The following is a 25,078-nucleotide window of genomic DNA, read 5'->3' on the forward strand; positions in this document are numbered from 1 at the left end:
GCGAGGTTCTTATGAACGAAAAGAAACAAACCCGTTTGCGTCGTGCGAAAAGCACACGCTTGCACATTCGTGCATTGGGTGCGACTCGTTTGTGTGTAAACCGCACTCCGCGTCACATCTATGCGCAAGTTATTTCAGCAGATGGTGGCAAAGTTTTAGCGCAAGCTTCAACTTTAGATGCATCTTTGCGTAGCGGTACTACGGGTAACGTAGATGCAGCTACAAAAGTTGGTGCTTTGATCGCAGAACGTGCTAAAGCAGCTGGTGTTACTAAAGTTGCATTTGACCGTTCTGGTTTTAAATATCATGGTCGTATCAAAGCCTTGGCTGATGCTGCTCGTGAAGGCGGCTTGGAGTTCTAATCATGGCGAAAGTTGAACAAAACGAAGGTCTCGTTGAAAAGCTGGTTGCCGTTGATCGTGTAGCCAAGGTTGTTAAAGGTGGTCGTATCTTCTCTTTCACAGCATTAACTGTTGTGGGCGACGGTAACGGTCGTGTAGGTTTTGGTCGTGGTAAAGCACGTGAAGTTCCAGCTGCTATTTCTAAAGCACTTGAAGCTGCTCGTCGTAACATGATCACTGTAGACCTCGCGGGTACTACTTTACAACACCCTGTGAATGCTCGTCATGGCGCAAGCCGTGTATACATGCAACCTGCTTCAGAAGGTACTGGCGTAATTGCTGGTGGCGCTATGCGTGCTGTTCTTGAAGCTGCAGGTGTACATAACGTACTTGCTAAATGTTATGGTTCTACAAATGCTGCTAACGTAGTAAACGCAACTTTTAAAGGTTTGCGTGATATGACTTCTCCTGAGAAAGTCGCTGCGAAACGTGGTCTTTCAGTAGAACAAATTCAAGGGTAATCAATCATGAAAACGATTAAAGTTACCCAGACTAAATCTTCATCGCATCGTTTAAAAAATCATAAACTTTGCCTTCAAGGTTTAGGTCTGCGTCGTATTGGTCATACTGTAGAAGTGCAAGATACGCCTTCTAACCGTGGTATGATCAACAAAGTTTACTATATGGTTAGTGTAGAGGAATAAGCCATGACTCTGCGTTTAAATGAACTTTCACCTGCAGAAGGTGCAAAACGTGAAAACCGTCGTCTAGGCCGTGGTATCGGTTCTGGCGTAGGTAAGACTGGTGGTCGTGGTATCAAAGGTCAAAACTCACGTAAAAGTGGTGGTACTCGTCCAGGCTTTGAAGGCGGTCAAACTGCGTTATATCGTCGTTTGCCTAAATTCGGTTTCACTAGCCAAATCGCTTTGAAAACTGCTGAAGTACGTTTGTCTGAGCTCAACAAAGTTGAAGGCGATGTAGTTAGCCTTGAAACTTTGAAAGCTGCGAATGTTGTTCGTCGTGACCAAATTCGTGCTCGCATCGTTCTTTCTGGTGAAATCACTCGCGCATTCACTGTTAAAGGTGTTGTGTTGACTAAAGGCGCTAAAGCTGCTGTTGAAGCTGCTGGCGGTAAAGTCGAGGAGTAATCTCGAGTGTCTATGACTCCTAGTTCTTCAGGTCATGTCAACATGATGAAAGGCCAACCGTTTCATGTGAAATACCGTGAAATTATTCGTCGATTAATGTTCTTGATTGGCGCGTTGTTGGTCTTTCGACTAGGAGCGCATATTCCGTTGCCGGGGATTGATAATGTAGCGCTAGCACATTTTTTTAAAGCTAATGAAGGTACCTTCTTAGGTTTATTTAACATGTTCTCTGGCGGTGCATTAGAACGCATGTCGATTCTGGCGTTAGGGATTATGCCGTACATTTCTGCATCGATTATCGTGCAGTTAATGTCTACGGTGGTTCCTTCGCTGGAAGCTTTGAAAAAAGAAGGCGAGCAAGGCAAACGTAAGATCAATCAATATACGCGTTATGGCACCTTATTTCTTGCACTGGTGCAAGGTGTAGGGATGTGTGCCGGCTTGATCAGTCAAGGTATTACCTTAACCTCAGGTCTGGCATTCTATGTTCCGGCAGTAACTTCGTTAGTTGCAGGAACCATGTTCTTGATGTGGTTGGGCGAGCAGATTACCGAACGTGGTGTTGGTAATGGGATCTCGATGATCATTTTCGCAGGAATTGTGGCAGGTTTGCCCAATCTTGTGATTCAGTCGTTTACGTCTGTACAGAATGGTCAGGGTAGTTTAATTGGTTTAGTTGTCTTCGGTTTACTCTCATTAGCCGTTTTAGCTGCGATCGTGTTTATTGAAAAAGCACAACGTCGTATTCCAGTGAACTATGCTCAAAAACAGCAAGGTCGTCGTATATTTACTGCACAGCAGACGCATTTGCCATTAAAAATTAATATGGCGGGTGTAATTCCGGCAATTTTTGCAAGCTCATTGTTATTATTTCCAGCGAGCTTGGGACAATGGTTAGGAAGTGCTGATCCAAATGCAGGGATTGTGAAACGTAGCCTACAAGATCTGGCATTGGTGTTATCGCCTGGACAGCCGTTGTATCTAATGCTCTTTGGCGCGTTAATTATCTTCTTCTGTTATTTCTATACGGCGCTTGTATTTAGCCCGAAAGAAGTTTCAGAGAATTTAAAACGTAGCGGGGCATATGTGCCTGGTATCCGCCCAGGTGAGCAAACGGCTCGTTATTTAGATCATATTCTTAACCGTTTGACCTTCATCGGTGCAATCTACATCACTGTAGTGTGTTTAATGCCTATGGTGCTACAAAGCTCGTTCGGTATTCCATTCCATCTGGGTGGCACATCGTTACTGATTGTAGTGGTAGTGGTAATGGACTTTATGGCGCAACTCCAAGCGCACCTTACTTCGCATCAATATGATAATCAAACGTTAATGAGAAAAACGACTGCTCATCCTAAGGGATAAGCGCACTTAGAAGGTTTCATCATGAAAGTACAAGCTTCTGTAAAGAAAATTTGTGGTAGCTGTAAAGTTATCCGTCGTAATGGGGTAATTCGCGTAATTTGTAGCGCAGAACCTCGTCATAAGCAGCGTCAAGGTTAATTTAATTAAGACCTGTTGATTTCAGTAGGCTAATTAGGTTATTATCCGCCCCTCAAGATTTTTGTGGGGCGGTTGATTATCTTGACTGCCTTTTTGGAGAAAATTGAATGGCTCGTATTGCCGGTGTAAACATTCCGGATAACAAGCATGCTGTTATCTCTCTCACGTATATTTTTGGTATCGGTCGCCACACTGCTAAGAACATCTTGGCTGCTGTAGGTATCACTGAAACTACAAAGATCCGTGAATTAGATGATGCTCAGCTTGATGCGATTCGTGCAGAAGTTGCTAAGGTTCCGACCGAAGGTGACTTACGTCGCGAAATTTCCATGAACATTAAACGTTTAATGGATTTAGGCTGCTACCGCGGTCTTCGTCATCGTCGCAGCTTGCCTGTTCGCGGACAACGCACCAAAACTAACGCACGTACCCGTAAAGGTCCGCGCAAACCGATTAAGAAATAAGATTTCTGGAAGCTAAAAGATGGCTAAAGATACTCGCGCACGCAAGAAGGTCACTCGTACCGTCTCTGAAGGTGTCGCACACATTCACGCTTCTTTTAATAACACCATTGTTACGATTACCGATCGTCAAGGTAATGCATTGGCTTGGGCTACCTCAGGTGGACAAGGCTTCCGTGGATCACGTAAATCAACACCGTTTGCTGCTCAGGTAGCTGCTGAAGTTGCTGGTAAAGCTGCTTTAGATTACGGTTTGAAAAACTTGGACGTCCTTGTAAAAGGTCCTGGTCCTGGTCGTGAATCTGCGGTTCGTGCATTAGGTGCAGTGGGTTATAAAATTAACAGCATTACCGATGTGACTCCAATTCCGCACAACGGTTGCCGTCCACCTAAAAAACGTCGCGTGTAAGGAGAAACATTCATGGCTCGTTATATTGGTCCAAAATGCAAACTCTCTCGCCGCGAAGGGACAGACCTGCAATTAAAATCTGGCGTTAAACCATTTGACGTTAAGACTAAAAAACATGCTAAAGCTCCTGGCCAACATGGCGGAGCTCGTGGTAGCAAACAATCTGAGTACTCACTACAATTACGTGAAAAACAAAAAGTACGTCGTATGTACGGTGTGTTAGAGCGTCAATTTAGTAACTACTATAAAGAAGCTGCTCGTGTTAAAGGCGCAACAGGTGAGAACTTGTTGAAGTTGCTTGAAAGCCGTCTTGATAACGTTGTTTATCGCATGGGTTTTGGTTCTACACGTGCAGAAGCTCGTCAGTTAGTATCTCACCGTAGCATCACTTTGAACGGTCGTCGTGTTAACATTGCATCTATCCAAGTTAAAGCTGGTGATGTAATTGCAGTACATGAAGGCGCTAAACAACAATTACGTATTAAAAGCGCAATTGAATTAGCTGCTCAACGTGGTATCCCTGCTTGGATGGAAGTTGATCATTCTAAGTTAGAAGGTACGTTTAAAGCTGCGCCAGATCGTTCTGATTTACCTGCTGAAATCAACGAAAGCTTGATTGTAGAATTGTATTCTAAATAATCCTTGAGGTAGCAATAAATGACGCGTACTGCAAACGAGTTTCTAACTCCGCAAGCGATCAAGGTCGAAGCGGTGAGCGGGACCTCGGCAAAAGTGATTCTGGAACCTTTAGAGCGTGGCTTTGGTCATACTCTAGGTAATGCTTTACGTCGCATTCTATTGTCTTCTTTACCTGGCGCTGCTGTGGTTGAAGTAGAAATAGAAGGTGTCGAGCACGAGTACAGTACTTTAGAAGGCTTGCAGCAGGACATCGTCGAGCTCTTGCTGAACCTAAAAGGATTGTCTATTAAGCTGTTCGATCAAAATGAAGCATATTTAACATTAGAGAAACAAGGGGCAGGTGACGTAACTGCAGCTGACCTTCGTTTACCTCATAATGTTGAAGTGGTTAACCCTGATCATTTAATCGGTACTTTGAGTTCTTCTGGTTCATTAAAAATGCGCCTGAAAGTTGCTCAAGGTCGTGGTTATGAAACATCTGACTCACGTTTCCCTGAAGGTGAAACACGTCCAGTAGGTCGTTTACAGTTAGATGCTTCTTATAGCCCAATCAAGCGTGTTTCATACACAGTAGAAAATGCTCGTGTTGAACAACGTACCGATCTTGATAAGTTAGTGATCGATCTTGAGACTAACGGAACTGTTGATCCAGAAGAAGCAATCCGCAAAGCGGCAACAATCTTGCAACAACAAATTGCAATTTTTGTTGATCTTCAGAAAGATCAAACTCCGGTTGCTCAAGAACCTCGCGAAGAAGTTGACCCGATTTTGCTTCGTCCAGTAGATGATCTCGAGCTAACTGTTCGTTCTGCTAACTGTTTGAAGGCAGAAAATATTTACTACATTGGTGATCTTGTTCAACGTACCGAAGTTGAGTTGTTAAAAACTCCTAACCTAGGTAAAAAATCGTTAACAGAGATCAAAGATGTTTTGGCATCGAAAGGTTTACAACTCGGCATGCGTTTAGAGAACTGGCCACCAGCTAGTCTCCGTATGGATGACCGTTTTGCCTATCGTAGCCGTTAATTAAGTAGGACTATCACCATGCGTCATCGTAATAGTGGTGTGAAATTAGGCCGTACAAGCAGCCACCGTAAGGCGTTGTTCCAAAACTTAACAAATGCTTTAGTTGAGCACGAGTTAATTAAAACAACTTTGCCTAAGGCGAAAGAACTTCGCCGCGTTGCTGAGCCTTTAATCACTTTGGCAAAAAACGATACAGTAGCAAACCGTCGTTTAGCGTTTGCTCGTACTCGTTCTGCAGCAACTGTTGGTAAATTATTTACCGTTCTTGGCCCTCGTTACAAAGAACGTAACGGCGGTTATCTTCGTGTTCTTAAAGCGGGCTTCCGTGCAGGTGATGCTGCACCGATGGCTTACGTTGAACTCGTTGACCGTGAAGTAAAATAATACTTCTACGTGTAGAACAGTCAGTTGTTCCAAAAAAGGCCGGTGTAATAACCGGCCTTTTTTATTAGCTATATTTTTTATAATATTTCGTAGTATGGGTAGTTTGTTGATTCACTATCATTCAGTGAAAATGTTATGTTTAAGATTTACATAATTTTTAGAGCGTCGGAAATAGATTGTAGGGAATCGCTATTATTACAAATGAATACTGCCTGAGGACAGTCATCTAGGCAATCCACTAATATTTGGTTTGGTCTTTTCTTATGAAAAGTGATTGAGGCATTACTTCCGAATTCGCTTTTTAGATCAGATGATAAAATTATTGTACATTCATCATCTCTTAAGTGATTCCATAAATTTTGAATAAACTGTACTAAGGAAAAGCCTATATTTATCACTTCACTTATGGTGAAATTTTCAGTGTTAATATAATCATCAAGATGAATTCTATTAGTATTTGCCTCAAACCCTGTTAGATCACCATATCTGCTAATGATGATTTCATAGTCCCAATATTTTAATCGAGCTTTGTAAAAATCAAAGACAATTACATCAGAGTGTTCATAAAAACCTTTTAACAATTTAAGTTCTAATGTTGAGGGGATAGCAACTTCAGATCTCATTAACAAGAATTTATTCATTTGAGGACTTAAGAGACTCATTCTTATACCTGAAATATTTTGAATATGATTAAAATCATTTGTTTATAATAAGATTTATAGAAAACATTTTAGATTTTACTTTTATATTGGTCATTTGTATGCAAATGAATCAAACTTTTTCTTTCATTTAATAATTTTAATGGCTCTTTTTGATGATTTAACACGATATTCAGAATATAAGGGCTATAAAATTACATATATTTATTGTTACATATTGAGTCCTTCTAAAAATCCAAGCAAAAATCTCAACATTTTTGACAGCAAATTTTTATCAAAATGTCCCGAACTGATATAAAAAAACCGATGAATGACTAAACTTGACATTGTGTATTGTCAAATTTGTGCTTTAATAAAGACATGGTTTATACAGGGTATAAAAAAAATGGAAAAGCAAGTTGATGTATTAATTATTGGTGCAGGGATCTCAGGAATCGGATTGGCTGTACATCTCTCTAAGAACTGTCCACAACGTAAATTTGAAATTTTAGAACGTCGTGATAGTTTTGGTGGAACTTGGGATTTATTCCGTTACCCTGGTATTCGCTCTGATTCGGACATGTCGACCTTTGGTTTTAACTTCAAACCCTGGGCAAAAGAAAAAGTGCTTGCGAGTGGCGCTGAAATCAAAAGCTACTTAAGTGATGTGATTAGCGAAAATCAGTTGAAAGAAAAAATCCATTTTGGTCATCGTGTGCTTTCTGCAAATTACGATTCAAGCAAGAAAAAATGGTCTGTTGAGATTGAAGATAGCAACAAGAAAAAGCAAACTTGGTCAGCAAACTTTGTGATGGGCTGTACCGGTTATTATAATTATGATCAGGGTTATGCACCAAAATTCCCGAAACAGGAAGATTTCAAAGGTCAGTTTATTCATCCGCAACATTGGCCTGAAAACCTGGATTACACTGGTAAGAGAGTCGTGATCATTGGTAGTGGTGCAACCGCAATCACCTTGGTACCTTCAATGGTCAAAGGTGGGGCAGGTCATGTAACCATGTTACAGCGTTCACCAACCTATATTGCAACCGTGCCTTCAATTGACTTTATTTATGAAAAAACCCGTAAATTTATGTCTGAAGAAACGGCTTATAAATTTACCCGTGCACGTAACATTGGCATGCAACGTGGTATTTATGCGCTTGCACAAAAATATCCAAAAACAGTACGCCGCTTATTGCTGAAAGGGATTGAATTGCAGTTGAAAGGTAAAGTTGACATGAAACACTTTACCCCGAGCTATAACCCTTGGGATCAGCGTTTATGTGTGGTACCGGATGGCGATTTATTTAAAGCATTACGTCAGGGGCAGGCCAGCGTAGAAACAGATCAAATTGAGAAGTTCACGACCAATGGCATCCAGCTAAAATCTGGTAAGCATCTTGAAGCGGATATCGTCATTTCTGCAACCGGTCTGGAAATTCAGATTCTGGGTGGTGTGAAAGGGTCAATTGACGGTAAGCCAATGAACACTTCACAACATATGCTCTATCAAGGGGTAATGGTCAGCGATGTACCAAATATGGCCATGATCATTGGTTATATCAACGCGTCGTGGACCTTAAAAGTTGATATTGCCGCTGAATATATTTGCCGTTTGCTCAATCATATGGACAAGAATGGTTTTGATGAAGTGATTGCGCATGCGGACCCATCACAACTGGAACACGACACGATTATGGGCAAAATGTCTTCTGGCTATATTGCGCGTGCCGCAGATGTGATGCCGAAACAAGGCAAGCAAGCACCTTGGAAAATTACCAATAACTATCTGGCGGACCGTAAAGAATTGAAAGATGCTAAATTTAATGATGGTGTTCTACAGTTCCGTAAACGTGATGAACATGCTGACCGTAAACCAAAACTGGTCTCGTAATGTAGTAATCTGATCATTGAAAACCCTATGTCGATACATGGGGTTTTTTTATTGGAAATAGGCTTTGAATTCTAAAAATATCACGTATATTGGGCAGATTAGAAAATTAAGATAGGGATAATTGGATGAAAAAACTCATCATTTTGGGGATCATGTTATCAAGCAGTCTGGCTTTTGCAGATGATGCAAAACAGAAGGCAGCGATTGCACAAAAACTGGTATCGGTCGATGGCACGGAACAGGGGTTGCAAAACACCGATAAAATGATTCTAGAGCAAATCCGGATGCGTTTGCCCAAGGATTTGCCAGAAAGCTTCTATACTGATTTAACTAAGAATCTGGATAGTGAGCAACGTAAGCAGTTTATTGTACAGCGCTATGTCGAGAGCTTTAGTGAAAAAGAATTACAGGCTGCGTTGAATTTCTACCAATCTGCTGAAGGGAAGGTCTGGGCCAAGAAAGCTAGTGATGTTGGCAGTGAGGTAGCACATTTCACCACGCAAAATGCGCGCAATGCACTGAATACCACCATGCAACAGTATAGTGAAAACCCTAAGGTCAAGCAGTTAATGCAACGGATGAATCCGCAAGTTGCCCAGACGGGCAATGAGAAAACAGAATATAAATAAAAAGGGATCATGCTTTAAGCACGATCCCTGTAGGGTTTTTCTGTTCTTAGAGGGTACGGGAAATCAACTCTTTCATGATTTCATTGGTACCTGCATAAATACGGTTGGCACGGTTGTCGATATAGGCACGTGCGATTGGATATTCCAGCATGTAGCCATAACCGCCGTGTAACTGTAAACATTCATCCACCACTTTCGAGAACATATCGGAAATTTTATATTTTGCAGCGGCAGCAGCATCAACACCTAAGCTTTCTTCGAGTTGCAATTCCATGCAGCGATCGAGGTAAGTACGGCAGAAATCAATTTCAGTCCGTAATTCAGCCAGTTTAAAACGGGTGTTCTGGAAGGTGCTAATGGCTTTGCCGAAGGCTTTACGGTCTTTGGTATATTGCACAGTATGTGCAAAAGCGGCTTCAGCGCCCGCCTGACAAATGATTGCAACCAGCATACGTTCCCATGCCAATTCTTTCATTAGCATCATAAAGCCCATGCCTTCCATACCGAGCAGGTTTTCTTTCGGAACGCGAACATTGTCAAAGAACAGCTCACAGGTATCCTGACCTTTCATCCCGATTTTATTCAAAGGTTTGCCTTTACTGAAGCCCGCACGATCGGCTTCCACAATAATTAACGACAGATTGGCAGAACCTTTTTCACTATTGCCAGTCTTACACACCACGATGGCCATATCGCATAGATAGCCATTGGTAATAAAAATTTTTGAACCATTAATCACATAGTCATCGCCATCCAGTACCGCGGTAGTACGAACGGCTTGCAGGTCTGAACCTGTTCCTGGTTCAGTCATGGCAATCGCGGTGACCGCTTCACCCGTTGCCATTTTTGGCAGCCAGTGCTGCTTTTGTGCTTCATTACCAAAGTTGTTGATATAATTGGCCACGATATCTGAATGTAATGAAAAACCTGTGCTGGAGTCCATGGCATAGGCTTGTTCTTCAATCAGAATCATACTGTAGAGGCGATCAACACCTGAACCGCCATATTGCTCTGGCATGGTGGTACACAGCAAGCCAAGCTCACCGGCCTTATTCCATAAGTCGCGGTCAACATGTTGTTGTTTTTCATATTTTTCAATATTTGGAACAACTTCTTTTTCATAGAATTTACGTACAGTTTCACGAAAGGCTTCATGATCAGAAGTAAAGAGTTTACGCGCGAGCATGTTTGGAACTGGACGAATTGCACCTGATTGCATTTGTTATATTTTCCCTGGTTTGTTGAATGTAAATCATCCTCCTCACCATACAAGAAATGGAAAATAGTGAACAATGTGATCAATGCTCAATTTGGTTGATGTATTTGGTCACTTGAGAAAAAACGCTGCGAAGTTAAAGGGGGATCGGGTACACTATGGAGGAAAATTGTTGCATAGTGGAACAGATAATGTCTGATGAAATGACACTGGAAGAACGTAAGGTCGTGTATCGTGCACGTCGTGGTTTAAAAGAAATCGATGTATATTTTGACCCATATGTTAAAAATTACTATCTCACTGCAGATCCTGCCGAAAAGGCCTTGTTTGCAGAGCTGGTTGATCAGGAAGATCCGGACTTGCTGGACTGGTTCATGGAAGTTGGGGAGCCTCCAAGGACTGAACTGAAAGCATTTATTCTCAAACTAAAACATTATGTCCACGGCTAATCGTGTTTTCGAGTTGCAATACAGTCGTTTTTCGATGGTATTGCAACTGTTTATGCTGCTGTTGATTGTTAGCCTGACTTATTCTTTGCTTTCTTTGGCGGTATGGTTAGGCAGTTGCTTCATATTGGCATTGAGCTGGTTTCTATTTCTGCAGCAACCCCGATTAAAACGTTTTGAGCATCTCGACCAACAGGCATGGTCATTTGAATTTTACGATTCATCTCTTCCGATCCAGACCCGATCCATCACAAGAATAATTGATCATCAAGCTTATATCGTGCTGTGTTTTTCTGATCCAAAACATAAAAATTTCATCATCTGGTGGGATCAGTTATCATTTTTACAGTGGAAATCCTTAAAATTACAGGCAAAACTGGGCTAATTGTTTGACAATTCTACATCTGTGCATAATTAATTATTTTATAAATTTCAATAATATATGATTTTTAAACGTGTATTTTGCTTCGATTGTTAGATTAAATACTCTAAAAAATAGTGAAAATTATGATTGTCAGACAATCTGCCCCTCAAGACCGATTTATTTTCGTTAAAGTACAAACACCAACGTAAAGTGTGGTGGAGGTCCAAAATGGAAATTCCAACATGGTCGTTTCTGGTGATCGCAATTGTTTTTGCGATTGTAGTAGGAAGAGCAGGAACTTTACTCAGGGAATATCTTGAATCACATCAACCTGTTGCTGTGACCAAGAGAAAGAGATTGAAAGTATCATCAATATATCACGCTCCCGTGAATATCGATGGTGAACGCCAATCTAGTATCTATCAAAAGTAGATACAAAAGTGTAGGAGGTCTCTATGGAGATTTCAATGTGGATGTTTCTGGTAATTGCGATCGTTATGGCGATTGTAGTAGGAAGAGCCGGGACATTACTCAAGGATTATTTTCAACAAAACTAAAAGATAAAGAGTTTCACGATTTTACCAGTTAATAAGTAGCATGTGCTGAACCGTCGCAATGCTACTTTTTTTTGCCTGAAATTTCTGTATTCCCGCAGATCTGTCAATTCATTCATGTGTGAAGTATGTCAAAATGTCCCCGTGAAATTAGAGCAATTACTCTTTAATTCAAGTATTGCATCTGATAATGTACAGCTAAAAGGAAAAAACAAATTATTAGAGGGACAGGAAGTATGTCTAAACTCCATAAAATGGGACAGGGCGTAGCGGTTGCTTTGCTGACAACATCAATGTTATCTGGATGTTCATACGTCGTTAAAACTGGAGCGAATGTCGCCTTAGGTTTTGGTGAAAAACATATTGTTCCACCGATTTTGGCCATGGATGATGCTGAAATGGTGTGTAACTCGGGCAATGCATTAACACCGGCAGTGATGTCGACCAAAGATATGGGTGCCGATCCAACACGTATGGCTGTGCTGCTGTATACCGCAGCCGGGATTTGTGCTGAGAATCAGGCATTGGAAGCAGAATTACGTTATTTACGTGCATCTAAAGCAGGTCAGGTTTCGGAAGCTCAAGACGCGCGTATCGAGCAGAAACGTTGGGCCGGCATTGCGGCTGAACGCCAATATGCAGGTTATCAACTTTTTGCAAATCGTTGGGAATCAAAATACAAATATAAATTAGGTGATTCATGCCCAACCATGCGTAATGATCTGGATCAGACCGTGTATTTACTCGGTATGGTGAGTGGCCTGCAAGCCATGACCAATGACATTAACTCGGGCGGTGCGATCAATGTTCCTAAGGATATTGCCGGGATTGTTGAGCGTGGCATGACCTGTCTGGACAATGAAAAATTCTGGGGTGCGCCAATGGCGACTCGCGCCGTGATCTGGACATTATTACCCGGCGCGGGTGACGGTAAACCTGAACCGTATGCCACCATGAAACAATCGATGGCGATTGGTGAGAAGAAAGGTGTCCGCTTATCGCATGCTTTATATGCCGTGGCAGCACAGGCCAGCGGTGATGATGCAAAATTACGTGATGCGCTTCGTTCTTATGCAGCAGCAACAGGCGATGACAAACCTGCAAATCCTCAGTTCAGACTGATTGATAAAATGGCAGGTTTGATGGTTCGTGGTATTGCAGACCGCTACTGGACTGAAAATACCGGTGTCAGAGCAAGCGATGAAGGCATGACCACATTCTGGGATGACAAACAAGAAAGCTCGGCTGAGCTGGATTCACTCTTTGATGGAGGGGGCGAGGCAGCCTCTGCACCAGCACAGGATGAGGTCGCTCCAGCGCAAGAAACGCCAGCTGAGTAACCTGAATTAAACGGCCTTTTACATTACAAACATCTACACTTTGTAAAAGGTCTGTTTTTTCAAGAGGTGGTCAATCAATGAAAGATCAAATATGGATAGAAAAAGTCATTTTGATCGCGATATGTGTTTCGATATCGGCATGTCTGCAAGTTTTTGCTGATCATTTCATTTACTGGAGACCGAGTTTACTCAGTGAGTTCTGGCGGTTATGGACCGCACACTGGGTACACGTGGGCTGGATTCATTTTCTTTTAAATATGCTGGCATTTGCGTGTTTACCTTTCATTTTTCCGCATGTCCGCAATTGGCATTTATGGGCATTACTGCTGATTTTGCCGCCATTCATTAGTTTAATTTTCTATTTCTACTTACCTTATATTGATGCCTATGCTGGGCTTTCTGGTGTGCTACATGGTCTGTACACCGCCGTAGGGCTGGTTTATCTGCAATATAAGAAAGAACGTAAGTTTGCAATACTGGTTTTAGCCCTGATTGCAGCAAAACTGATTTGGGAAAATACCTTTGGACAGACTGGAACAGCTCAGTTGATTGGCAGCCCAGTCCTGACTGAAGCACATTTAATTGGTGCTATCGGTGGCCTCCTATGTGGGTTAAGTTATTTATTTGTAAGAAGGAAAAAAATAGAGAACACATAAATTGATAAAAACAACCAACAAAAAAGTGATTGTAGTCATTCTTTTTTGAAAAAGATTGATTCAAATTTAAGCGGTTTAAAGGGATTGGTTAATAAGAGGGTAAATTCATTTATCTATCAACCATGGACAGCGCATGATTCAACATCTTTGGATGGATGTTGATAAGAATAAACTGGAATAGACATGCAAAATGATCAAGAGAAAAAGTCTGGATTAGCCCGGTTAGGCTATATCTGGAATGATTGGATATCAACATTCATCATTCTTGCTTTGTTGCTAATGACCTTGCTTATTGGTACTGGCGAGATGATTCACGGTCAAATGCTCCGTATGGGGGAGCGGCTTTACGGTGATCAAACCACAGGAATGCAATATTCGTTTTTACGGGCGGAGCCTGAAAAACCATCTTGCGATCGACATCCTAACATTGATGCACAAGTTCAAGAGCAGATGAAGGCCAATGCTGCGGATGAATTTGCAAGTATGTTCGGAGCTGCTTCTGAATCTGATGTGCGTACCTCATTATTGGCAGCTCAGCAGCAGTGTGAAGAAAAATATCAATTCTATGATAAAGCCATGAAGCATTTGGAAGCACATCCAAGTATTCGTACTTATCGTAAAGTTGAGACCACATTCTTCGGAATTTTCAAATTAGGTTCTGAAAACCAGACTGTAATTCTACTGGTTATGGTTTTATTTGCTTCAATTACAGCGTCTTTGCGTTACCACCACATTGGTTTACGTGCACCAAAAACCAGAATCGACTTCCGTGTTTATTCAGCGTTGATGGTGGCGGGGAATGCATTACTAAGTTATTCGGTCTTAAGCCAATATCATTCAGTATTGAATTCAGGCGTTGAAGTTGCTGGTAAAACCACAGTCTTATACTGGTTATGGATTGCGTTATTCGTATCTCTGACCATTATTAGTATCTTCCAGTTTATCTTTATACCGAAAACGGCTCAGCCGAAGGGCAACTTTGGTTTAGCCTTACTCAGTGTACCGTTGTATGCCTTCATGTCTTTGGTGACCGGTATTGTATTTACCTTCTTCATGGACTATCCAATGGGGCAAGGAATCTACTTGGGTATTCTGGTTGAGTTCTCGGGTATTTTCTTAAATCTTGCACTGTTTATTTGGGCTGGTATGTTGCTGACCCAAACCCGTGTCATGGATTTATTCTTAAATATCCTGCGTCCATGGAACTTGGCACCTGAAACGTTAACTTGGTTAATCTTGATTGCAGCAGCGATTCCAACAGCCTATACAGGTGCTTCAGGGATTTTCGTTATTGCAGCGGGTGCAATCATCTATAAGGAAGTCTGGAATTCGGGCGCTCGTCGTCAATATGCATTGGCTGTATCGGCAATGTCAGGTTCTTTAGGTGTGGTGATTCGTCCATGTCTACTGGTGATCCTGATCTCAATGTTAGACAGTCGCCATGTGACATCTACCGAATTATTTGATCATGGTATCTATGTCTTCTGGCTAACTGCGTTTATTTTCCTCGGTGTTTCATTGATTCTTGCCGAAGAAAAATTCCGTGTGAATTCACCGAAAGTCGCGGTACCGGGCATGTTGCGTGCATGTGTCCCTGTCATTCCTTATGTGATTATCGGCTTTGCTGTCGTGATGTTCTATAAGCTGGCTTTAGATACATCAATCAATGAATTCACTGCTCCAATGATTTTACCGTTGGTATTGATTGCAATGATCTTGTTTGACAAGTTATTTGCATCAAAAGTGGCACCAGCGCCTGTGGTTGATCCTAAGCATGAAGCTTTGGTTCGTGAACATGAGAAAAAATCTGAGTTCCTGAAATCACATGATCCACATGGCGGTAAGCACTTAGGTTTTGGTGGAGCATTACGTTTCGCAACCTCAGAAACAGTTGGGCATATTGGTGCGTTGATTCTGCTTATGGCCTTGTCTGCAAGCGTTGGTGGCTTAATTGAACGTGCTGAAGTGGTGGAATTATTACCAACGCATCTCGGTAATATCTATATTTCACTTGCCTTTATTGCACTGCTACTTGCCATTATTGGTATGACGACCGATCCATTTGGCGCGGTGATTCTGGTGGCGGCAACGGTTGCGCCTGTGGCCTACGAGAATGGTATTCATCCGATTCATTTCTGGATGATTGTACTAGTCGCCTTCGAATTTGGTTATGTAACGCCACCGGTTGCATTGAACCACTTGCTAACGCGACTCTCCGTCGGGGATGAGGAGGTCTCGGCCGCCGACAGGGAAGCGAAAGAGAAATACACCAGTTTCTACTTCCGTTATGAACGTTGGTTATTGCCGATTATCGTATTGTTCTCATCGTTGGTGCTGGTGACCTATGCACCTTATATCTTCCAGATGTTTGGCTGGTATAAGCACTAACAATTGAAATTAAAAAAGCACCTACGGGTGCTTTTTTAACGTCTTTATTTTTATTTATTAAGTCTGCTTTTGCCTTCGGATTAGTGGACTGCATAATAGAATTGCCAATAAAATAATGCCGAAACCAATCACACTGTATAAATCAGGTACTTCATTCCAGAGCAAAAATCCCCAAATTCCGGCGAAGATAATCGCAATATAATTCACAGGGGCAATCTGTCCAGCAGGGGCAAGACGGTAGGCATGAGACATAAAGATCTGGCTGACATTGGCTAAGACGCCTGCCGCGACCAGGAAAAATAATTCATACAGATGATAAGATCGCCATACCCAGAACATCGGAATCACCGAAAGCAGGGAACCAATCAGACAGAAATAAAATACGATCCGTTCAGGTGGTTCGGTTTGGGTCAGGGCACGAACGGTGACAAAGGCCATAGAGGCCAATAGACTTGAACTGATGCCGACAATGGAGATCCAGTTCAATAAGCCTTGATCTGGTTTTGCTACACAAAATACGCCAATAAATCCCAAACCGGCAGCGCACAGCATAGCTGTGGTGACTTTTTCTTTCAGGAATAGCCAAGCAATTAAAGGAATAAAAATCGGGGAAGAATAGGTAAATACCATGGCATTGGAGAGTTTTAGATGCGCGATGGCATAGAAGAAGCCATACATGGCTGCAAGTCCCACGATACTGCGCCATGTATGCATCCAGAGTTTTTCCGTTTTTACAAATCCCATGCCTTGCTTAAAAATAAAAGGCAGAAACAGGATCAGCCCTACCACATTACGGAAAAACACAATGGTGTAATTATCGACCGTATGAGAAGCATAACGAATACAAATGCCCATCACAGAGAAAAGTAGTGCAGAAATCGTTAGGCAACCAATCGCCACAAAGAGATTGCGATTCGTTTGGGAAGTATCCATAACCAGGGCAGTATCGAGAATTTGGGCTTATTTTATGCCTGTGCGGAAGTGAAGGGAATGCGTATTTTTCTGATAGGAATGTTTGATGCACTTAAACTGCTTGATCAGAAAATTGTTTCAGATAATCACTCGGTGTCATGCCAGTTTCGCGTTTAAACATGGCACTAAAGGCGCTGGGACTATCGTATCCCAAATCTAAGGCCACATTCAGCACGGGTTTATACATGGCTAAATCAATCATGGCCTGCATCAGTTTTGCCTGTCGAACCCAATGGGAAAAATGTAGGCCAGTTTCTTTTTGAAAATGACGTGCTAGTGTTTTAGTGCTGATATGTAAGTGTTGCGCACTTTGTTCCAGACTCCATTCCCAAGCCAGATTTTCTTTAATGCGCTGGCATAATTGCTGAAGCTTGGGGCTTTGTGGTTCGGGCAAATTAAAGGCCAGTGCGGGTAAGAGACGAACTTCGTCCAGAATAAGCTGTAGCAGCCTTTCATTGCGACTAGCTGGTTGAATAGTGCTTTGTATATGCATCGCACTACTGATCAATTCACGTAATAACGCTGGAATTGCAACCACGCGACATTGGTCTGGCAGATCATTTTGAGTTGAGCTTTCAATAAAAACGCCTCTTGCTTTGACTTCACCACTGCTCAGTAGCGCATGGGGTTTGTGAGCAGGAATCCATACACCACGTCCTGGCGGTGTAATCCAGATGCCTTCATGGGTTTGTACCCGGATCACGCCAGTCAGGGTATGGATTAACTGGATACGATCATGGCTATGCCAGTCTTCAATATGACCATGCGGATAATTCTCCGAAAAAGCATAGACTGGATAATCCAGAAAACCATGTTTAAAGTTTTTTCCCATACTCAGCTAAACCCAAAATAATTTGTCCTTTTTAAGATAGTTGTCGTCTTTTTATCGAGTAACTATAAGCTGATTATTTTTTAGCATGATCGGTACGGCTATGTACAGGTTTTGATTATGTTTCAGAAAGCTTATTTTTATCCATTGTTCGCCATTTTATTTTGGGCTGGCAATGTTGTCGTTTCCAAAATGGCGAGTCATGCCATTTCTCCTGTGGCAATTACCTTTTATCGTCTGGTACTGGCGCTCGCCGTGATGAGTACCTTTGTGTTGATTCCGGTCTGGAAAAACCGCTACACCATCCAGCAATACTGGAAGCAATTGGCATTGGGCGGTTTCTTGTCGGTGTCATTATTTCAGTTCTTATCCTATCAGGCCGCAGCGACGACCACAGCAACCAATATGGCGATTGTCACCGCCTTGATTCCATTACTCACCATGATCTTGAGTAGCGTGATGCTCAAAGACCGGATCAGCTATGGCATGCTATTCGGCGGCGCACTGTCTTTTTATGGCATTTTATATTTATTGGGTCATGGCAGTATTCGCAATGTATGGGGGCAGGGCGTACATCTCGGCGATGGCTTGATGCTGGTTGCAGCAGCAGGCTATGCTTTATATGGGGTGTTATTAAAACGCTGGAAAATGCCGATTCCGGCTTGGCAATCGAATTTCGTCCAATCCAGCTTTGCGATTTTATATGTCTTACCTTTTTTTGTGTTTTTACCCGCCCAAGATATACAGTTAAATCAGCAAACCATTCCGCTGATTGTTTATGCCAGCATTTTCTCATCGGTGTTGTTGTCTTATTTATGGATTGAAGGTGTCCGACATTTAGGACCGAATCGCAACAGTATCTTTATGAATCTGTTGCCTTTATTTACTGCCTTGATTGCAGTGGCCCTACTCGGAGAACATTTGCAAATGTTCCATTATATTGGTGGTGGTTTGACTTTGGTGGGAATCTTGATTGCGCAAACGATTCAGAAACCAATTCAGTTGAAATCGCGTTCTGAACAAATTTTAGATTAAAACGTTCGGCAATAAAAAAGCTTTAACGAAAGTTAAAGCTTGTTCGGTTTCAAGAGTGATTCTGGGCAGCAAGTTGCGCCTCTAATAACTTGATCTGCTCTTCCTTCAGTTTAAGCATTTGATCAACATCTTCATGTTGCTGCTTAAGCTCATGTTGCTGGTCTTGAAGTTGCAGGTGAATATCATCCAGTTTTGCAATTTCTTCCTTGGCCAGACTGTCATTGGTTGGAAGCGGCGCTTTAATAATCGATTCTTCAACCAGTTTAATCGGCTCTACAGACTCATTTTCCGCAGTCACGGTTTCATTGCTGACAGCAGGGTCTGGTTGAGACGTGGTAACAGCGGTCTGAGCCGCAGCAGGTTGAGTTGGTGTTGTTGTCGATTGCTGATCTTTTTGTGCTAAAAACCATTGGACAGCAAGGAACAGAACCACAACAACACTTATTCCACCGATGATCATCCATAATAATCTGGAATTTTCAGTTGGATATGTGGACATCATTTTTAACCTTTCTAGTCAAAATGACGAGGTTTGAACTGTATCACCCCAATTTCATCTGGCTCAGCGGGTTGTTGCTCTTCCACGTGGGTCGGGCGTTTTTCGCTGTAAGCACATTCGATACATTCAATCCACTCGTCATCCACAGTGATGATCTTAACCACACGATCTAACGCTCCACATTTGGGACATTTTGCACCCGCGATGAATTGTCTTTTCATGTCAGTTCATTACACCCTGTGAATAATAATGACATAGTTTAAGCGGTTTTATCTGTGTTCGTCCAACCTTGATGACGTAATAACGCATCTATTTTAGGCTCTCTTTTTCGGAAATTGCGAAACGCATCAAGTGCTGTATCTTTTCCGCCAACTGCTAGAATAAACTTTCTAAACTCTTTTCCAGTCTCGGTATTAAAAATACCTTCGCTTTCGAAACGGTCAAAGGCATCACTGGCTAAAACTTCTGCCCATTTATATGAGTAGTAGCCCGCAGCATAGCCACCCGCGAAAATATGACTGAAACTGTGCTGGAAACGGTTATAAGGTACGGCAGGAACAACGGCAAACTTATGGCGAATTTCATCCAGCGTTTCCTGAATTTGCTGGCTGTTTAAAGCTGGAGCTTGGCGGTGAATGGTCAGGTCAAACAGCGCAAATTCAATCTGACGCAGGGTTTGCATACCCGACTGGAAGAAACGTGCATTCAATAATGCTGATAGCAGTTCTTGCGGCAGGGTTTGTTTGGTTTCGGTATGTTCACTCAGGACATCCAGACTTTCATTGTCCCACGCCCAGAATTCCATGAACTGACTTGGTAATTCCACTGCATCCCACGCCACGCCATGTGTACCTGCAACCGAGATGTTATCCACTTCAGTGAGCATGTGGTGTAAGCCATGTCCAAACTCATGGAATAAGGTAATCACTTCATCATGGGTTAGCAGGGCAGGTTGATCGCCAATCGGCGGAGTAAAGTTACAGACCATGTAGCAAATCGGTTTTTGCAGACCATTGGTGGTTTGTACGCGGGAACGGAAGCCACTCATCCATGCGCCACCACGTTTGCCATTGCGGGCATATAAATCGAAGTAGAAACCACCGACCACTTGGCCTTGATCTTCAATTTCAAAATAGCGCACATCATCCTGCCAAACGGGTGCCTGACGTTCGACGATCTGGATACCGTACAGGCGTTGCACGATCTGGAATAAACCTTGTACCACTTTCGGTGCAGGGAAATATGGTTTAAGTGCTTCTTGAGAAAGGTTGAATTGTTGTTGCTTCAACTTTTCAGAATAATAGGTTGCATCCCATGGTTTGAGTTCTTCAATGCTATCTTGCTGTGCAATGGTCTTAAGCTCTGCAATTTCAGCCAGTGCTGGGGTGCGCGCATGTTCTGCCAGATCGACCAGAAATTTATCCACCGTTTCGACATCAGGTGCCATTTTGCTGGCCAGTGAATATTCAGCGAAATTATTGAAACCCAGCAGTTGTGCCATTTCCTGACGTAAGCTCAGGATTTCTTCCATCACTGGGGTATTATCAAATTCAGTCTTGTCAGACTGCTCAGATGCGCGGGTAACATAGGCCTTATACAGCTCTTCTCTTAGTTCACGATCCTCGGCATAGGTCATAATTGCAAAATAGGCAGGGAAGTCGAGTGTGGCAACAGCCTGCTCAAGCTCACGCTGTTGTCCGTATTGTTTTAACAGTTCAACGCTGCTTTGCGGTAGGCCTTTGAGCTGTGCTTCTGTTAAAGGCTTAAAGTAGGCTTGGGTTGCATCAAGCACATGATTCGAGAAGTCCGAAGACAACTGCGATAAACGTGCCGAAATTTCTGCATAACGTTTTTTCGCTTCGCCTTCGAGAGCCACACCAGACAGTTTAAAGTCACGAAGTGCGAGCTTAATAGCACTTTGTTGGGCTTCGCTGAGTGTTTGAAATGCAGGGCTATCATGAATCTGCTGATAGGTTTGATATAGCGGCGTGTGTTGTCCAAGCTGGGTGTAGTATTCGCTTAAACTTGGTAAAAGTGCCTGATACACTTCACGGGTTTCGGCATTGTTCATCACAGCATTGAGATGCGACAAAATGCCCCAAGACTCACTCATATTATTTTCAAGCTGATCGACTTCAGTCAATGTCGCCAGTTGTGCTTCGGTGCCTTGTGGGACCTCATTGAGTTGATTCAGGAAGTCTTGACCGTTTTGAATCGTTTGTTCGATCTGTTGTTTTAAGTCGGCAAGTTGAATCTGATCAAACTGGGGAGTGGGAAGTGTTGCTTGCTGTAGTGTCATTGTATTTTTGCCATATCATCTCTAAACATAGTTATAGATGTAGGGCTTAGCGGGAGAGAAATCAAGGTTGATTGATTATTTATTCGTTGAGTTTTGCTTTGCGATTTGGATTTGATCAATTGATAGCACATAGGTACCAAAAGAACTTTGACGTGTAGATAACTTTAATGTGAGATGATCATCCTTATACTTTACATATTGTTCCGATGTCATTCTAAAGATCGGTATGTCGGAATAAACTGTTTTAAAATAATAGATATTGCCATGTCTCGTATGCTTTTTTTCAGCAATCGCTGCTACCTCTATCATTTGCGAATCCCCAGTGGTATATGTCCAGATCATTGGAAGCGTACCCGCAAAGTTGAGCCAGAGTACGGGAATAATGAATAAAGGGAAAATAAATAAAGCATAATATTTAGGTTGTTTTTGTACTTTCCCCCATTGTCTAGGAATTACCCATTCCTGTTTCTTTTTCAAATAGAGAAAATAAATGAGGAGTAAAATATAAAGAAAACAAGAAGTGATCAAGGCGACAATTTTTAGCGTAAAGCTAGGTGAAAAATTACCCCCAAAAAAGAATATAGCGGCACCGAATGTGAGAAAGAAAAAGAGAATTGAAAAGTAATGATGATAGTAATATTTGGTGATGCGGTAGTGAATCATTAGGATTTTATTTATATTTAGAAATAGTCTATCTATTCATTATATAACAAAAAACAAGAGAGCCGAAGCTCCCTTATCTTTTATCCATTACTCAGCCTTTGCTTTCGCATTCGACTTTTTCTTTTTCACTTTCTTTTTGGCCTTCTCTTTTGTATCAGGCTTAGCTGAAGCCTTCTTAGCTGGCTTTTTACTATAAGAACTTGGTTTGTTCTTATCTTTTTTCTTGCGTACAGGCTTTTCGCTGTCTTCACTGACTTTAGCTTTCGTCGATGAAGGTGCTTTGCCAAATACTTCTTCCGTTGTTGACGCGCGATTCGAGCTAGAAGGATTTGCAGTGCGAGGTGCTTTCTGGCGAATCACACGACCGAGATGGGTTAATTGCTGAACCAACTGGAAGTCAATTTTACGTTCTTCCAGATTTACGCCGGCCACTTGGATCTTGACTTCATCACCAAGGCTAAATGATTGACCACGATTCTGACCGATGAGGCTTTGGCTGGCCTGATCATACAGGAAGAAGTCTTCACCGAGCTGACTCACATGAATCATGCCATCCACATACAAGTCTTTGAGGGTGACGAACAGGCCGAATTCGGTTACTGCACTAATCACACCGACAAACTCGTCGCCCAAATGCTGTTGCATATAATGGCATTTCAACCATGTTGTCACACTACGTGAAGCTTCATCGGCACGACGTTCAGTTTGTGAGAAATGCTCACCCGCATCATCTAATGCTGCACCTGAAAGCGGGTAAGGTTTCTTATCAAGATAAGCCTTAATCGCACGGTGTAACAATAAATCCGGATAACGACGAATTGGCGAAGTGAAATGCGTATAGGCTTCATAAGCCAGACCGTAATGTCCCGCATTGTTCGCACCATAATAGGCTTGCATCATTGAACGTAACAGTACTGCATGAATACTTGGTGCATCCAGACGATCTTTGGTCGCTTCAATCACGGCTTGGTAGTCGGCCTGAGTTGGCTGTTCAGGGAACGGCAAGCCCAGTAATTTGACGAAATCACGCACTTTTTGGATACGGGAAAACTCGGGTGCTTCATGCACACGATACAACATCGGAATATCATGCTCTAATGAATACTCTGCTGCGGCAACGTTGGCCAGCAACATGCATTCTTCAATCAGTTTATGCGCATCATTACGGGTACGTGGCAAGATTTCCTTGATTCCGCCTAGCTCATCAAACGTCATGTAGGTTTCAATGGTTTCAAACTCCATTGCATGACGTTTGGCACGTAACTCTTTCAGCGTTTGATAAAGCTGGAATAAAGTGTTTAATGATTTATGAATGGTTTTATCTGCCGGGATGGCATCTGTGGCACCTTCAAAATACTGACCGACTTGGGTATAGGTCAACCGTGCCTTGGAATGCATCACCGCAGGGTAGAACTCATAACCTGTCACTTTACCGGCACGTGACAGCTTTAAATCGCAGACCATACACAGACGGTCTACATGCGGATTTAAAGAGCATAGACCATTGGATAAGGCTTCAGGCAACATCGGTAACACGAAGTGCGGGAAATAAACCGAGGTCCCACGCTCTTCAGCTTCTTCATTTAAAGGTGAATCTAAACGGACATAATGGCTCACATCGGCGATTGCGACCACTACACGATAACCGCCACCTGCACGTTTTTCTGCAAATACTGCATCATCGAAGTCGCGGGCATCTTCACCATCGATCGTCACGAGGGGTAAATCGCGTAAATCAACACGACCTTTACGATCCTGTTCAGAAGGTTCTTTAAAGCTTTCGGCTTCCTTAATCACAGCTTCTGGGAATTCATAAGGCAAACCAAATTCTAGAATGGTCTGCGGAATAATGATTTCTGTATCGGCTTTATCCGCCATCGACTGCACCACATGCCCGGTCGCCAGTTCTTCACGGGTCGGGTAGTCATCAATAGCCACGCGTAGCATATCGCCCACTTTGGCATTGGCATGTTCAATCAATTCTTTTTCTAAGGTAATCGGTTGATGCTGATTGGGATTGCCCGGTTGAATAAAATACTCACCTTCATGCTCAGCCACTTTACCAATAATCTGTTTAACCCGGCGCTGTACCACTTCGGTAATAAAGCCCCACGCTTTACCTTTACGGTCAACGGAGGTCTGGCGGACTTTAACGCGATCGCCATTAAAGACCAGACGTAATTCGCGTTCAGGCAGGAGCACATCATCCTGACCTGCAATGTTGGCAGTCCCCAAACCCTTACTATTGATATAGACCGTGGCTTCATGGCTCGGTAAATCGGTTGCAGGCTGGTATTTGAATCCATCCTTCATCAATTGCCCATCACGTACCATCGCACTTAAACGATGATTTAATGCATCAATACTTTTCTGATCGGGGATATTGAAGTGGTCAACCAGCTCTGCATGAGACTGGGCAGCTTTTAATTGTTCTAATGTAGTTAAAATAAGAGTTCGGCTAGGAATAGGATTATCGTAACGTTGCGCTTCTGCTTTTGCTTCGGGATCGGCCCAATTTTTAGTCATATCGTTTCATTTCACATCTGGCAGATCGGTTTAGCATAAGTCATTCAAACTCTAACTGCACGTCAAAGATTGCAAGATTCTGTTTATTGGCCCGATCCAAATAAAGGAGATAACGCTATATTAACAAGCGTAGAACTAAAAAATGCTGAAAAAATACGAAAATTGATTAAAAAGTATTTGATTGAGCTGAAATAGTGGAAAAAAATAGGAACATCC

Annotated in this window: 29 protein-coding genes; 20 read left to right on the top strand and 9 right to left on the bottom strand. The window is 42.5% G+C overall.

The features are described from left to right. The first annotated feature begins 11 nt into the window (after positions 1-11). The 11 genes from rplR (at position 12) to rplQ (ending at position 5,911) form a co-directional block, all read left to right on the top strand. Complete coding sequence (gene rplR / locus IEV39_RS11625) at positions 12-362, top strand: 50S ribosomal protein L18 (RefSeq protein ID WP_004775881.1); 351 nt, start codon at positions 12-14, stop codon at positions 360-362. A gap of 2 nt (positions 363-364) precedes the next feature. Continuing rightward, positions 365-862: a 30S ribosomal protein S5 gene (rpsE, locus tag IEV39_RS11630; RefSeq protein WP_004657688.1), complete on the top strand. Its 498-nt coding sequence runs from the start codon at positions 365-367 to the stop codon at positions 860-862. A 6-nt stretch (positions 863-868) separates the two neighbouring features. Beyond that, a complete protein-coding gene (gene rpmD / locus IEV39_RS11635; protein WP_000849088.1) occupies positions 869-1,045 on the top strand; it encodes a 50S ribosomal protein L30 in 177 nt (58 codons plus the stop codon). Between the two features lie 3 nt (positions 1,046-1,048). After that, positions 1,049-1,489 (top strand): 50S ribosomal protein L15, encoded by a 441-nt coding sequence (gene rplO, locus IEV39_RS11640; RefSeq protein ID WP_005227407.1) that lies wholly within the window; start codon positions 1,049-1,051, stop codon positions 1,487-1,489. Positions 1,490-1,534: 45 nt separating this feature from the next. Further along, positions 1,535-2,854 carry a preprotein translocase subunit SecY gene (secY, locus tag IEV39_RS11645; RefSeq protein ID WP_171067682.1) on the top strand — a complete coding sequence of 440 codons (1,320 nt, stop codon included), beginning with the start codon at positions 1,535-1,537 and terminating at the stop codon, positions 2,852-2,854. A 21-nt stretch (positions 2,855-2,875) separates the two neighbouring features. Continuing rightward, positions 2,876-2,992: a 50S ribosomal protein L36 gene (rpmJ, locus tag IEV39_RS11650; RefSeq protein WP_000867907.1), complete on the top strand. Its 117-nt coding sequence runs from the start codon at positions 2,876-2,878 to the stop codon at positions 2,990-2,992. 107 nt (positions 2,993-3,099) lie between these two features. Next, positions 3,100-3,456: a 30S ribosomal protein S13 gene (gene rpsM, locus IEV39_RS11655; protein ID WP_000090815.1), complete on the top strand. Its 357-nt coding sequence runs from the start codon at positions 3,100-3,102 to the stop codon at positions 3,454-3,456. 19 nt (positions 3,457-3,475) lie between these two features. Then, positions 3,476-3,862: a 30S ribosomal protein S11 gene (gene rpsK / locus IEV39_RS11660; RefSeq protein ID WP_004281491.1), complete on the top strand. Its 387-nt coding sequence runs from the start codon at positions 3,476-3,478 to the stop codon at positions 3,860-3,862. 12 nt (positions 3,863-3,874) lie between these two features. Further along, complete coding sequence (gene rpsD, locus IEV39_RS11665; RefSeq protein WP_004775874.1) at positions 3,875-4,501, top strand: 30S ribosomal protein S4; 627 nt, start codon at positions 3,875-3,877, stop codon at positions 4,499-4,501. An 18-nt stretch (positions 4,502-4,519) separates the two neighbouring features. After that, positions 4,520-5,527 (top strand): DNA-directed RNA polymerase subunit alpha, encoded by a 1,008-nt coding sequence (locus IEV39_RS11670; protein ID WP_004660372.1) that lies wholly within the window; start codon positions 4,520-4,522, stop codon positions 5,525-5,527. 18 nt (positions 5,528-5,545) lie between these two features. Then, positions 5,546-5,911, top strand: coding sequence for a 50S ribosomal protein L17 (gene rplQ, locus IEV39_RS11675; RefSeq protein WP_004641032.1), 366 nt, complete (start codon positions 5,546-5,548; stop codon positions 5,909-5,911). A gap of 146 nt (positions 5,912-6,057) precedes the next feature. Here rplQ and IEV39_RS11680 read toward each other — a convergent pair whose 3' ends face one another. Then, the gene (locus IEV39_RS11680; protein WP_005227404.1) at positions 6,058-6,573 is read right to left on the bottom strand and encodes a PM0498 family protein; all 516 of its coding nucleotides are present in this window, start codon (positions 6,571-6,573) and stop codon (positions 6,058-6,060) included. Positions 6,574-6,955: 382 nt separating this feature from the next. On the opposite strand from IEV39_RS11680, the gene IEV39_RS11685 reads away from it, so the two are divergent. Together IEV39_RS11685 and IEV39_RS11690 are read left to right on the top strand one after the other, a co-directional pair. Then, complete coding sequence (locus IEV39_RS11685) at positions 6,956-8,446, top strand: flavin-containing monooxygenase (RefSeq protein WP_005283005.1); 1,491 nt, start codon at positions 6,956-6,958, stop codon at positions 8,444-8,446. A gap of 125 nt (positions 8,447-8,571) precedes the next feature. Next, the gene (locus IEV39_RS11690) at positions 8,572-9,075 is read left to right on the top strand and encodes a DUF2059 domain-containing protein (RefSeq protein ID WP_005283008.1); all 504 of its coding nucleotides are present in this window, start codon (positions 8,572-8,574) and stop codon (positions 9,073-9,075) included. Positions 9,076-9,121: 46 nt separating this feature from the next. Here the strand turns inward: IEV39_RS11690 and IEV39_RS11695 are convergent, their stop codons facing one another. Then, positions 9,122-10,294 (bottom strand): acyl-CoA dehydrogenase family protein, encoded by a 1,173-nt coding sequence (locus IEV39_RS11695; RefSeq protein ID WP_005227399.1) that lies wholly within the window; start codon positions 10,292-10,294, stop codon positions 9,122-9,124. 188 nt (positions 10,295-10,482) lie between these two features. Between IEV39_RS11695 and IEV39_RS11700 the strand changes: the two genes are divergently transcribed. From IEV39_RS11700 to IEV39_RS11725, 6 genes are all read left to right on the top strand, one after another. Beyond that, positions 10,483-10,740 carry an FAD assembly factor SdhE gene (locus IEV39_RS11700; RefSeq protein WP_005227398.1) on the top strand — a complete coding sequence of 86 codons (258 nt, stop codon included), beginning with the start codon at positions 10,483-10,485 and terminating at the stop codon, positions 10,738-10,740. Beyond that, entirely contained in the window at positions 10,727-11,122 is a 396-nt protein-coding gene (locus IEV39_RS11705; protein WP_005283012.1) for a hypothetical protein, read from the top strand. Before IEV39_RS11700 ends, IEV39_RS11705 begins: the two co-directional genes overlap by 14 nt. A gap of 207 nt (positions 11,123-11,329) precedes the next feature. Then, entirely contained in the window at positions 11,330-11,533 is a 204-nt protein-coding gene (locus IEV39_RS11710; protein WP_005227396.1) for a hypothetical protein, read from the top strand. A 358-nt stretch (positions 11,534-11,891) separates the two neighbouring features. Further along, complete coding sequence (locus IEV39_RS11715) at positions 11,892-12,995, top strand: hypothetical protein (RefSeq protein WP_005283015.1); 1,104 nt, start codon at positions 11,892-11,894, stop codon at positions 12,993-12,995. A 77-nt stretch (positions 12,996-13,072) separates the two neighbouring features. Next, the gene (rrtA, locus tag IEV39_RS11720; protein ID WP_005283018.1) at positions 13,073-13,651 is read left to right on the top strand and encodes a rhombosortase; all 579 of its coding nucleotides are present in this window, start codon (positions 13,073-13,075) and stop codon (positions 13,649-13,651) included. Between the two features lie 183 nt (positions 13,652-13,834). Further along, positions 13,835-16,039, top strand: coding sequence for a TRAP transporter large permease subunit (locus tag IEV39_RS11725; protein ID WP_005259810.1), 2,205 nt, complete (start codon positions 13,835-13,837; stop codon positions 16,037-16,039). A 57-nt stretch (positions 16,040-16,096) separates the two neighbouring features. On the opposite strand, the gene IEV39_RS11730 is transcribed toward IEV39_RS11725, so the two are convergent. Both IEV39_RS11730 and IEV39_RS11735 read right to left on the bottom strand, forming a co-directional pair. Continuing rightward, on the bottom strand, positions 16,097-16,972 hold the full coding sequence (locus tag IEV39_RS11730) for a DMT family transporter (protein WP_005283021.1): 876 nt from the start codon (positions 16,970-16,972) through the stop codon (positions 16,097-16,099). Positions 16,973-17,063: 91 nt separating this feature from the next. Beyond that, a complete protein-coding gene (locus tag IEV39_RS11735; protein WP_005283025.1) occupies positions 17,064-17,843 on the bottom strand; it encodes an AraC family transcriptional regulator in 780 nt (259 codons plus the stop codon). Between the two features lie 117 nt (positions 17,844-17,960). Here IEV39_RS11735 and IEV39_RS11740 point away from each other — a divergent pair, with 117 nt between their 5' ends. Beyond that, entirely contained in the window at positions 17,961-18,875 is a 915-nt protein-coding gene (locus tag IEV39_RS11740; RefSeq protein ID WP_005283027.1) for a DMT family transporter, read from the top strand. 49 nt (positions 18,876-18,924) lie between these two features. Here the strand turns inward: IEV39_RS11740 and IEV39_RS11745 are convergent, their stop codons facing one another. The 5 genes from IEV39_RS11745 to rnr all read right to left on the bottom strand — a co-directional run bounded on the left by IEV39_RS11745 (position 18,925) and on the right by rnr (position 24,862). Further along, the gene (locus IEV39_RS11745; protein ID WP_005283029.1) at positions 18,925-19,377 is read right to left on the bottom strand and encodes a hypothetical protein; all 453 of its coding nucleotides are present in this window, start codon (positions 19,375-19,377) and stop codon (positions 18,925-18,927) included. A gap of 11 nt (positions 19,378-19,388) precedes the next feature. Then, the gene (locus tag IEV39_RS11750) at positions 19,389-19,595 is read right to left on the bottom strand and encodes a YheV family putative metal-binding protein (protein ID WP_004660391.1); all 207 of its coding nucleotides are present in this window, start codon (positions 19,593-19,595) and stop codon (positions 19,389-19,391) included. A gap of 38 nt (positions 19,596-19,633) precedes the next feature. After that, complete coding sequence (locus IEV39_RS11755; protein WP_005283032.1) at positions 19,634-21,673, bottom strand: M3 family metallopeptidase; 2,040 nt, start codon at positions 21,671-21,673, stop codon at positions 19,634-19,636. 75 nt (positions 21,674-21,748) lie between these two features. After that, positions 21,749-22,336 carry a hypothetical protein gene (locus IEV39_RS11760; protein ID WP_005283035.1) on the bottom strand — a complete coding sequence of 196 codons (588 nt, stop codon included), beginning with the start codon at positions 22,334-22,336 and terminating at the stop codon, positions 21,749-21,751. Positions 22,337-22,423: 87 nt separating this feature from the next. Continuing rightward, positions 22,424-24,862, bottom strand: a complete 2,439-nt coding sequence (rnr, locus tag IEV39_RS11765) for a ribonuclease R (RefSeq protein ID WP_005283038.1) — start codon at positions 24,860-24,862, stop codon at positions 22,424-22,426. Positions 24,863-25,078: the final 216 nt, after the last annotated feature.

Source organism: Acinetobacter courvalinii (assembly GCF_014635545.1).
GTDB lineage: Bacteria > Pseudomonadota > Gammaproteobacteria > Pseudomonadales > Moraxellaceae > Acinetobacter > Acinetobacter courvalinii.

Excerpts from the sequence above, each read along its gene's own strand:
- rplR (WP_004775881.1), top strand. The coding sequence starts at position 12 with ATGAACGAAAAGAAACAAACCCGTTTGCGTCGTGCGAAAAGCACACGC.
- rpsE (WP_004657688.1), top strand. The coding sequence starts at position 365 with ATGGCGAAAGTTGAACAAAACGAAGGTCTCGTTGAAAAGCTGGTTGCC.
- rpmD (WP_000849088.1), top strand. The coding sequence starts at position 869 with ATGAAAACGATTAAAGTTACCCAGACTAAATCTTCATCGCATCGTTTA.
- rplO (WP_005227407.1), top strand. The coding sequence starts at position 1,049 with ATGACTCTGCGTTTAAATGAACTTTCACCTGCAGAAGGTGCAAAACGT.
- secY (WP_171067682.1), top strand. The coding sequence starts at position 1,535 with ATGAAAGGCCAACCGTTTCATGTGAAATACCGTGAAATTATTCGTCGA.
- rpmJ (WP_000867907.1), top strand. The coding sequence starts at position 2,876 with ATGAAAGTACAAGCTTCTGTAAAGAAAATTTGTGGTAGCTGTAAAGTT.
- rpsM (WP_000090815.1), top strand. The coding sequence starts at position 3,100 with ATGGCTCGTATTGCCGGTGTAAACATTCCGGATAACAAGCATGCTGTT.
- rpsK (WP_004281491.1), top strand. The coding sequence starts at position 3,476 with ATGGCTAAAGATACTCGCGCACGCAAGAAGGTCACTCGTACCGTCTCT.
- rpsD (WP_004775874.1), top strand. The coding sequence starts at position 3,875 with ATGGCTCGTTATATTGGTCCAAAATGCAAACTCTCTCGCCGCGAAGGG.
- IEV39_RS11670 (WP_004660372.1), top strand. The coding sequence starts at position 4,520 with ATGACGCGTACTGCAAACGAGTTTCTAACTCCGCAAGCGATCAAGGTC.
- rplQ (WP_004641032.1), top strand. The coding sequence starts at position 5,546 with ATGCGTCATCGTAATAGTGGTGTGAAATTAGGCCGTACAAGCAGCCAC.
- IEV39_RS11680 (WP_005227404.1), bottom strand. The coding sequence starts at position 6,573 with ATGAGTCTCTTAAGTCCTCAAATGAATAAATTCTTGTTAATGAGATCT.
- IEV39_RS11685 (WP_005283005.1), top strand. The coding sequence starts at position 6,956 with ATGGAAAAGCAAGTTGATGTATTAATTATTGGTGCAGGGATCTCAGGA.
- IEV39_RS11690 (WP_005283008.1), top strand. The coding sequence starts at position 8,572 with ATGAAAAAACTCATCATTTTGGGGATCATGTTATCAAGCAGTCTGGCT.
- IEV39_RS11695 (WP_005227399.1), bottom strand. The coding sequence starts at position 10,294 with ATGCAATCAGGTGCAATTCGTCCAGTTCCAAACATGCTCGCGCGTAAA.
- IEV39_RS11700 (WP_005227398.1), top strand. The coding sequence starts at position 10,483 with ATGTCTGATGAAATGACACTGGAAGAACGTAAGGTCGTGTATCGTGCA.
- IEV39_RS11705 (WP_005283012.1), top strand. The coding sequence starts at position 10,727 with ATGTCCACGGCTAATCGTGTTTTCGAGTTGCAATACAGTCGTTTTTCG.
- IEV39_RS11710 (WP_005227396.1), top strand. The coding sequence starts at position 11,330 with ATGGAAATTCCAACATGGTCGTTTCTGGTGATCGCAATTGTTTTTGCG.
- IEV39_RS11715 (WP_005283015.1), top strand. The coding sequence starts at position 11,892 with ATGTCTAAACTCCATAAAATGGGACAGGGCGTAGCGGTTGCTTTGCTG.
- rrtA (WP_005283018.1), top strand. The coding sequence starts at position 13,073 with ATGAAAGATCAAATATGGATAGAAAAAGTCATTTTGATCGCGATATGT.
- IEV39_RS11725 (WP_005259810.1), top strand. The coding sequence starts at position 13,835 with ATGCAAAATGATCAAGAGAAAAAGTCTGGATTAGCCCGGTTAGGCTAT.
- IEV39_RS11730 (WP_005283021.1), bottom strand. The coding sequence starts at position 16,972 with ATGGATACTTCCCAAACGAATCGCAATCTCTTTGTGGCGATTGGTTGC.
- IEV39_RS11735 (WP_005283025.1), bottom strand. The coding sequence starts at position 17,843 with ATGGGAAAAAACTTTAAACATGGTTTTCTGGATTATCCAGTCTATGCT.
- IEV39_RS11740 (WP_005283027.1), top strand. The coding sequence starts at position 17,961 with ATGTTTCAGAAAGCTTATTTTTATCCATTGTTCGCCATTTTATTTTGG.
- IEV39_RS11745 (WP_005283029.1), bottom strand. The coding sequence starts at position 19,377 with ATGATGTCCACATATCCAACTGAAAATTCCAGATTATTATGGATGATC.
- IEV39_RS11750 (WP_004660391.1), bottom strand. The coding sequence starts at position 19,595 with ATGAAAAGACAATTCATCGCGGGTGCAAAATGTCCCAAATGTGGAGCG.
- IEV39_RS11755 (WP_005283032.1), bottom strand. The coding sequence starts at position 21,673 with ATGACACTACAGCAAGCAACACTTCCCACTCCCCAGTTTGATCAGATT.
- IEV39_RS11760 (WP_005283035.1), bottom strand. The coding sequence starts at position 22,336 with ATGATTCACTACCGCATCACCAAATATTACTATCATCATTACTTTTCA.
- rnr (WP_005283038.1), bottom strand. The coding sequence starts at position 24,862 with ATGACTAAAAATTGGGCCGATCCCGAAGCAAAAGCAGAAGCGCAACGT.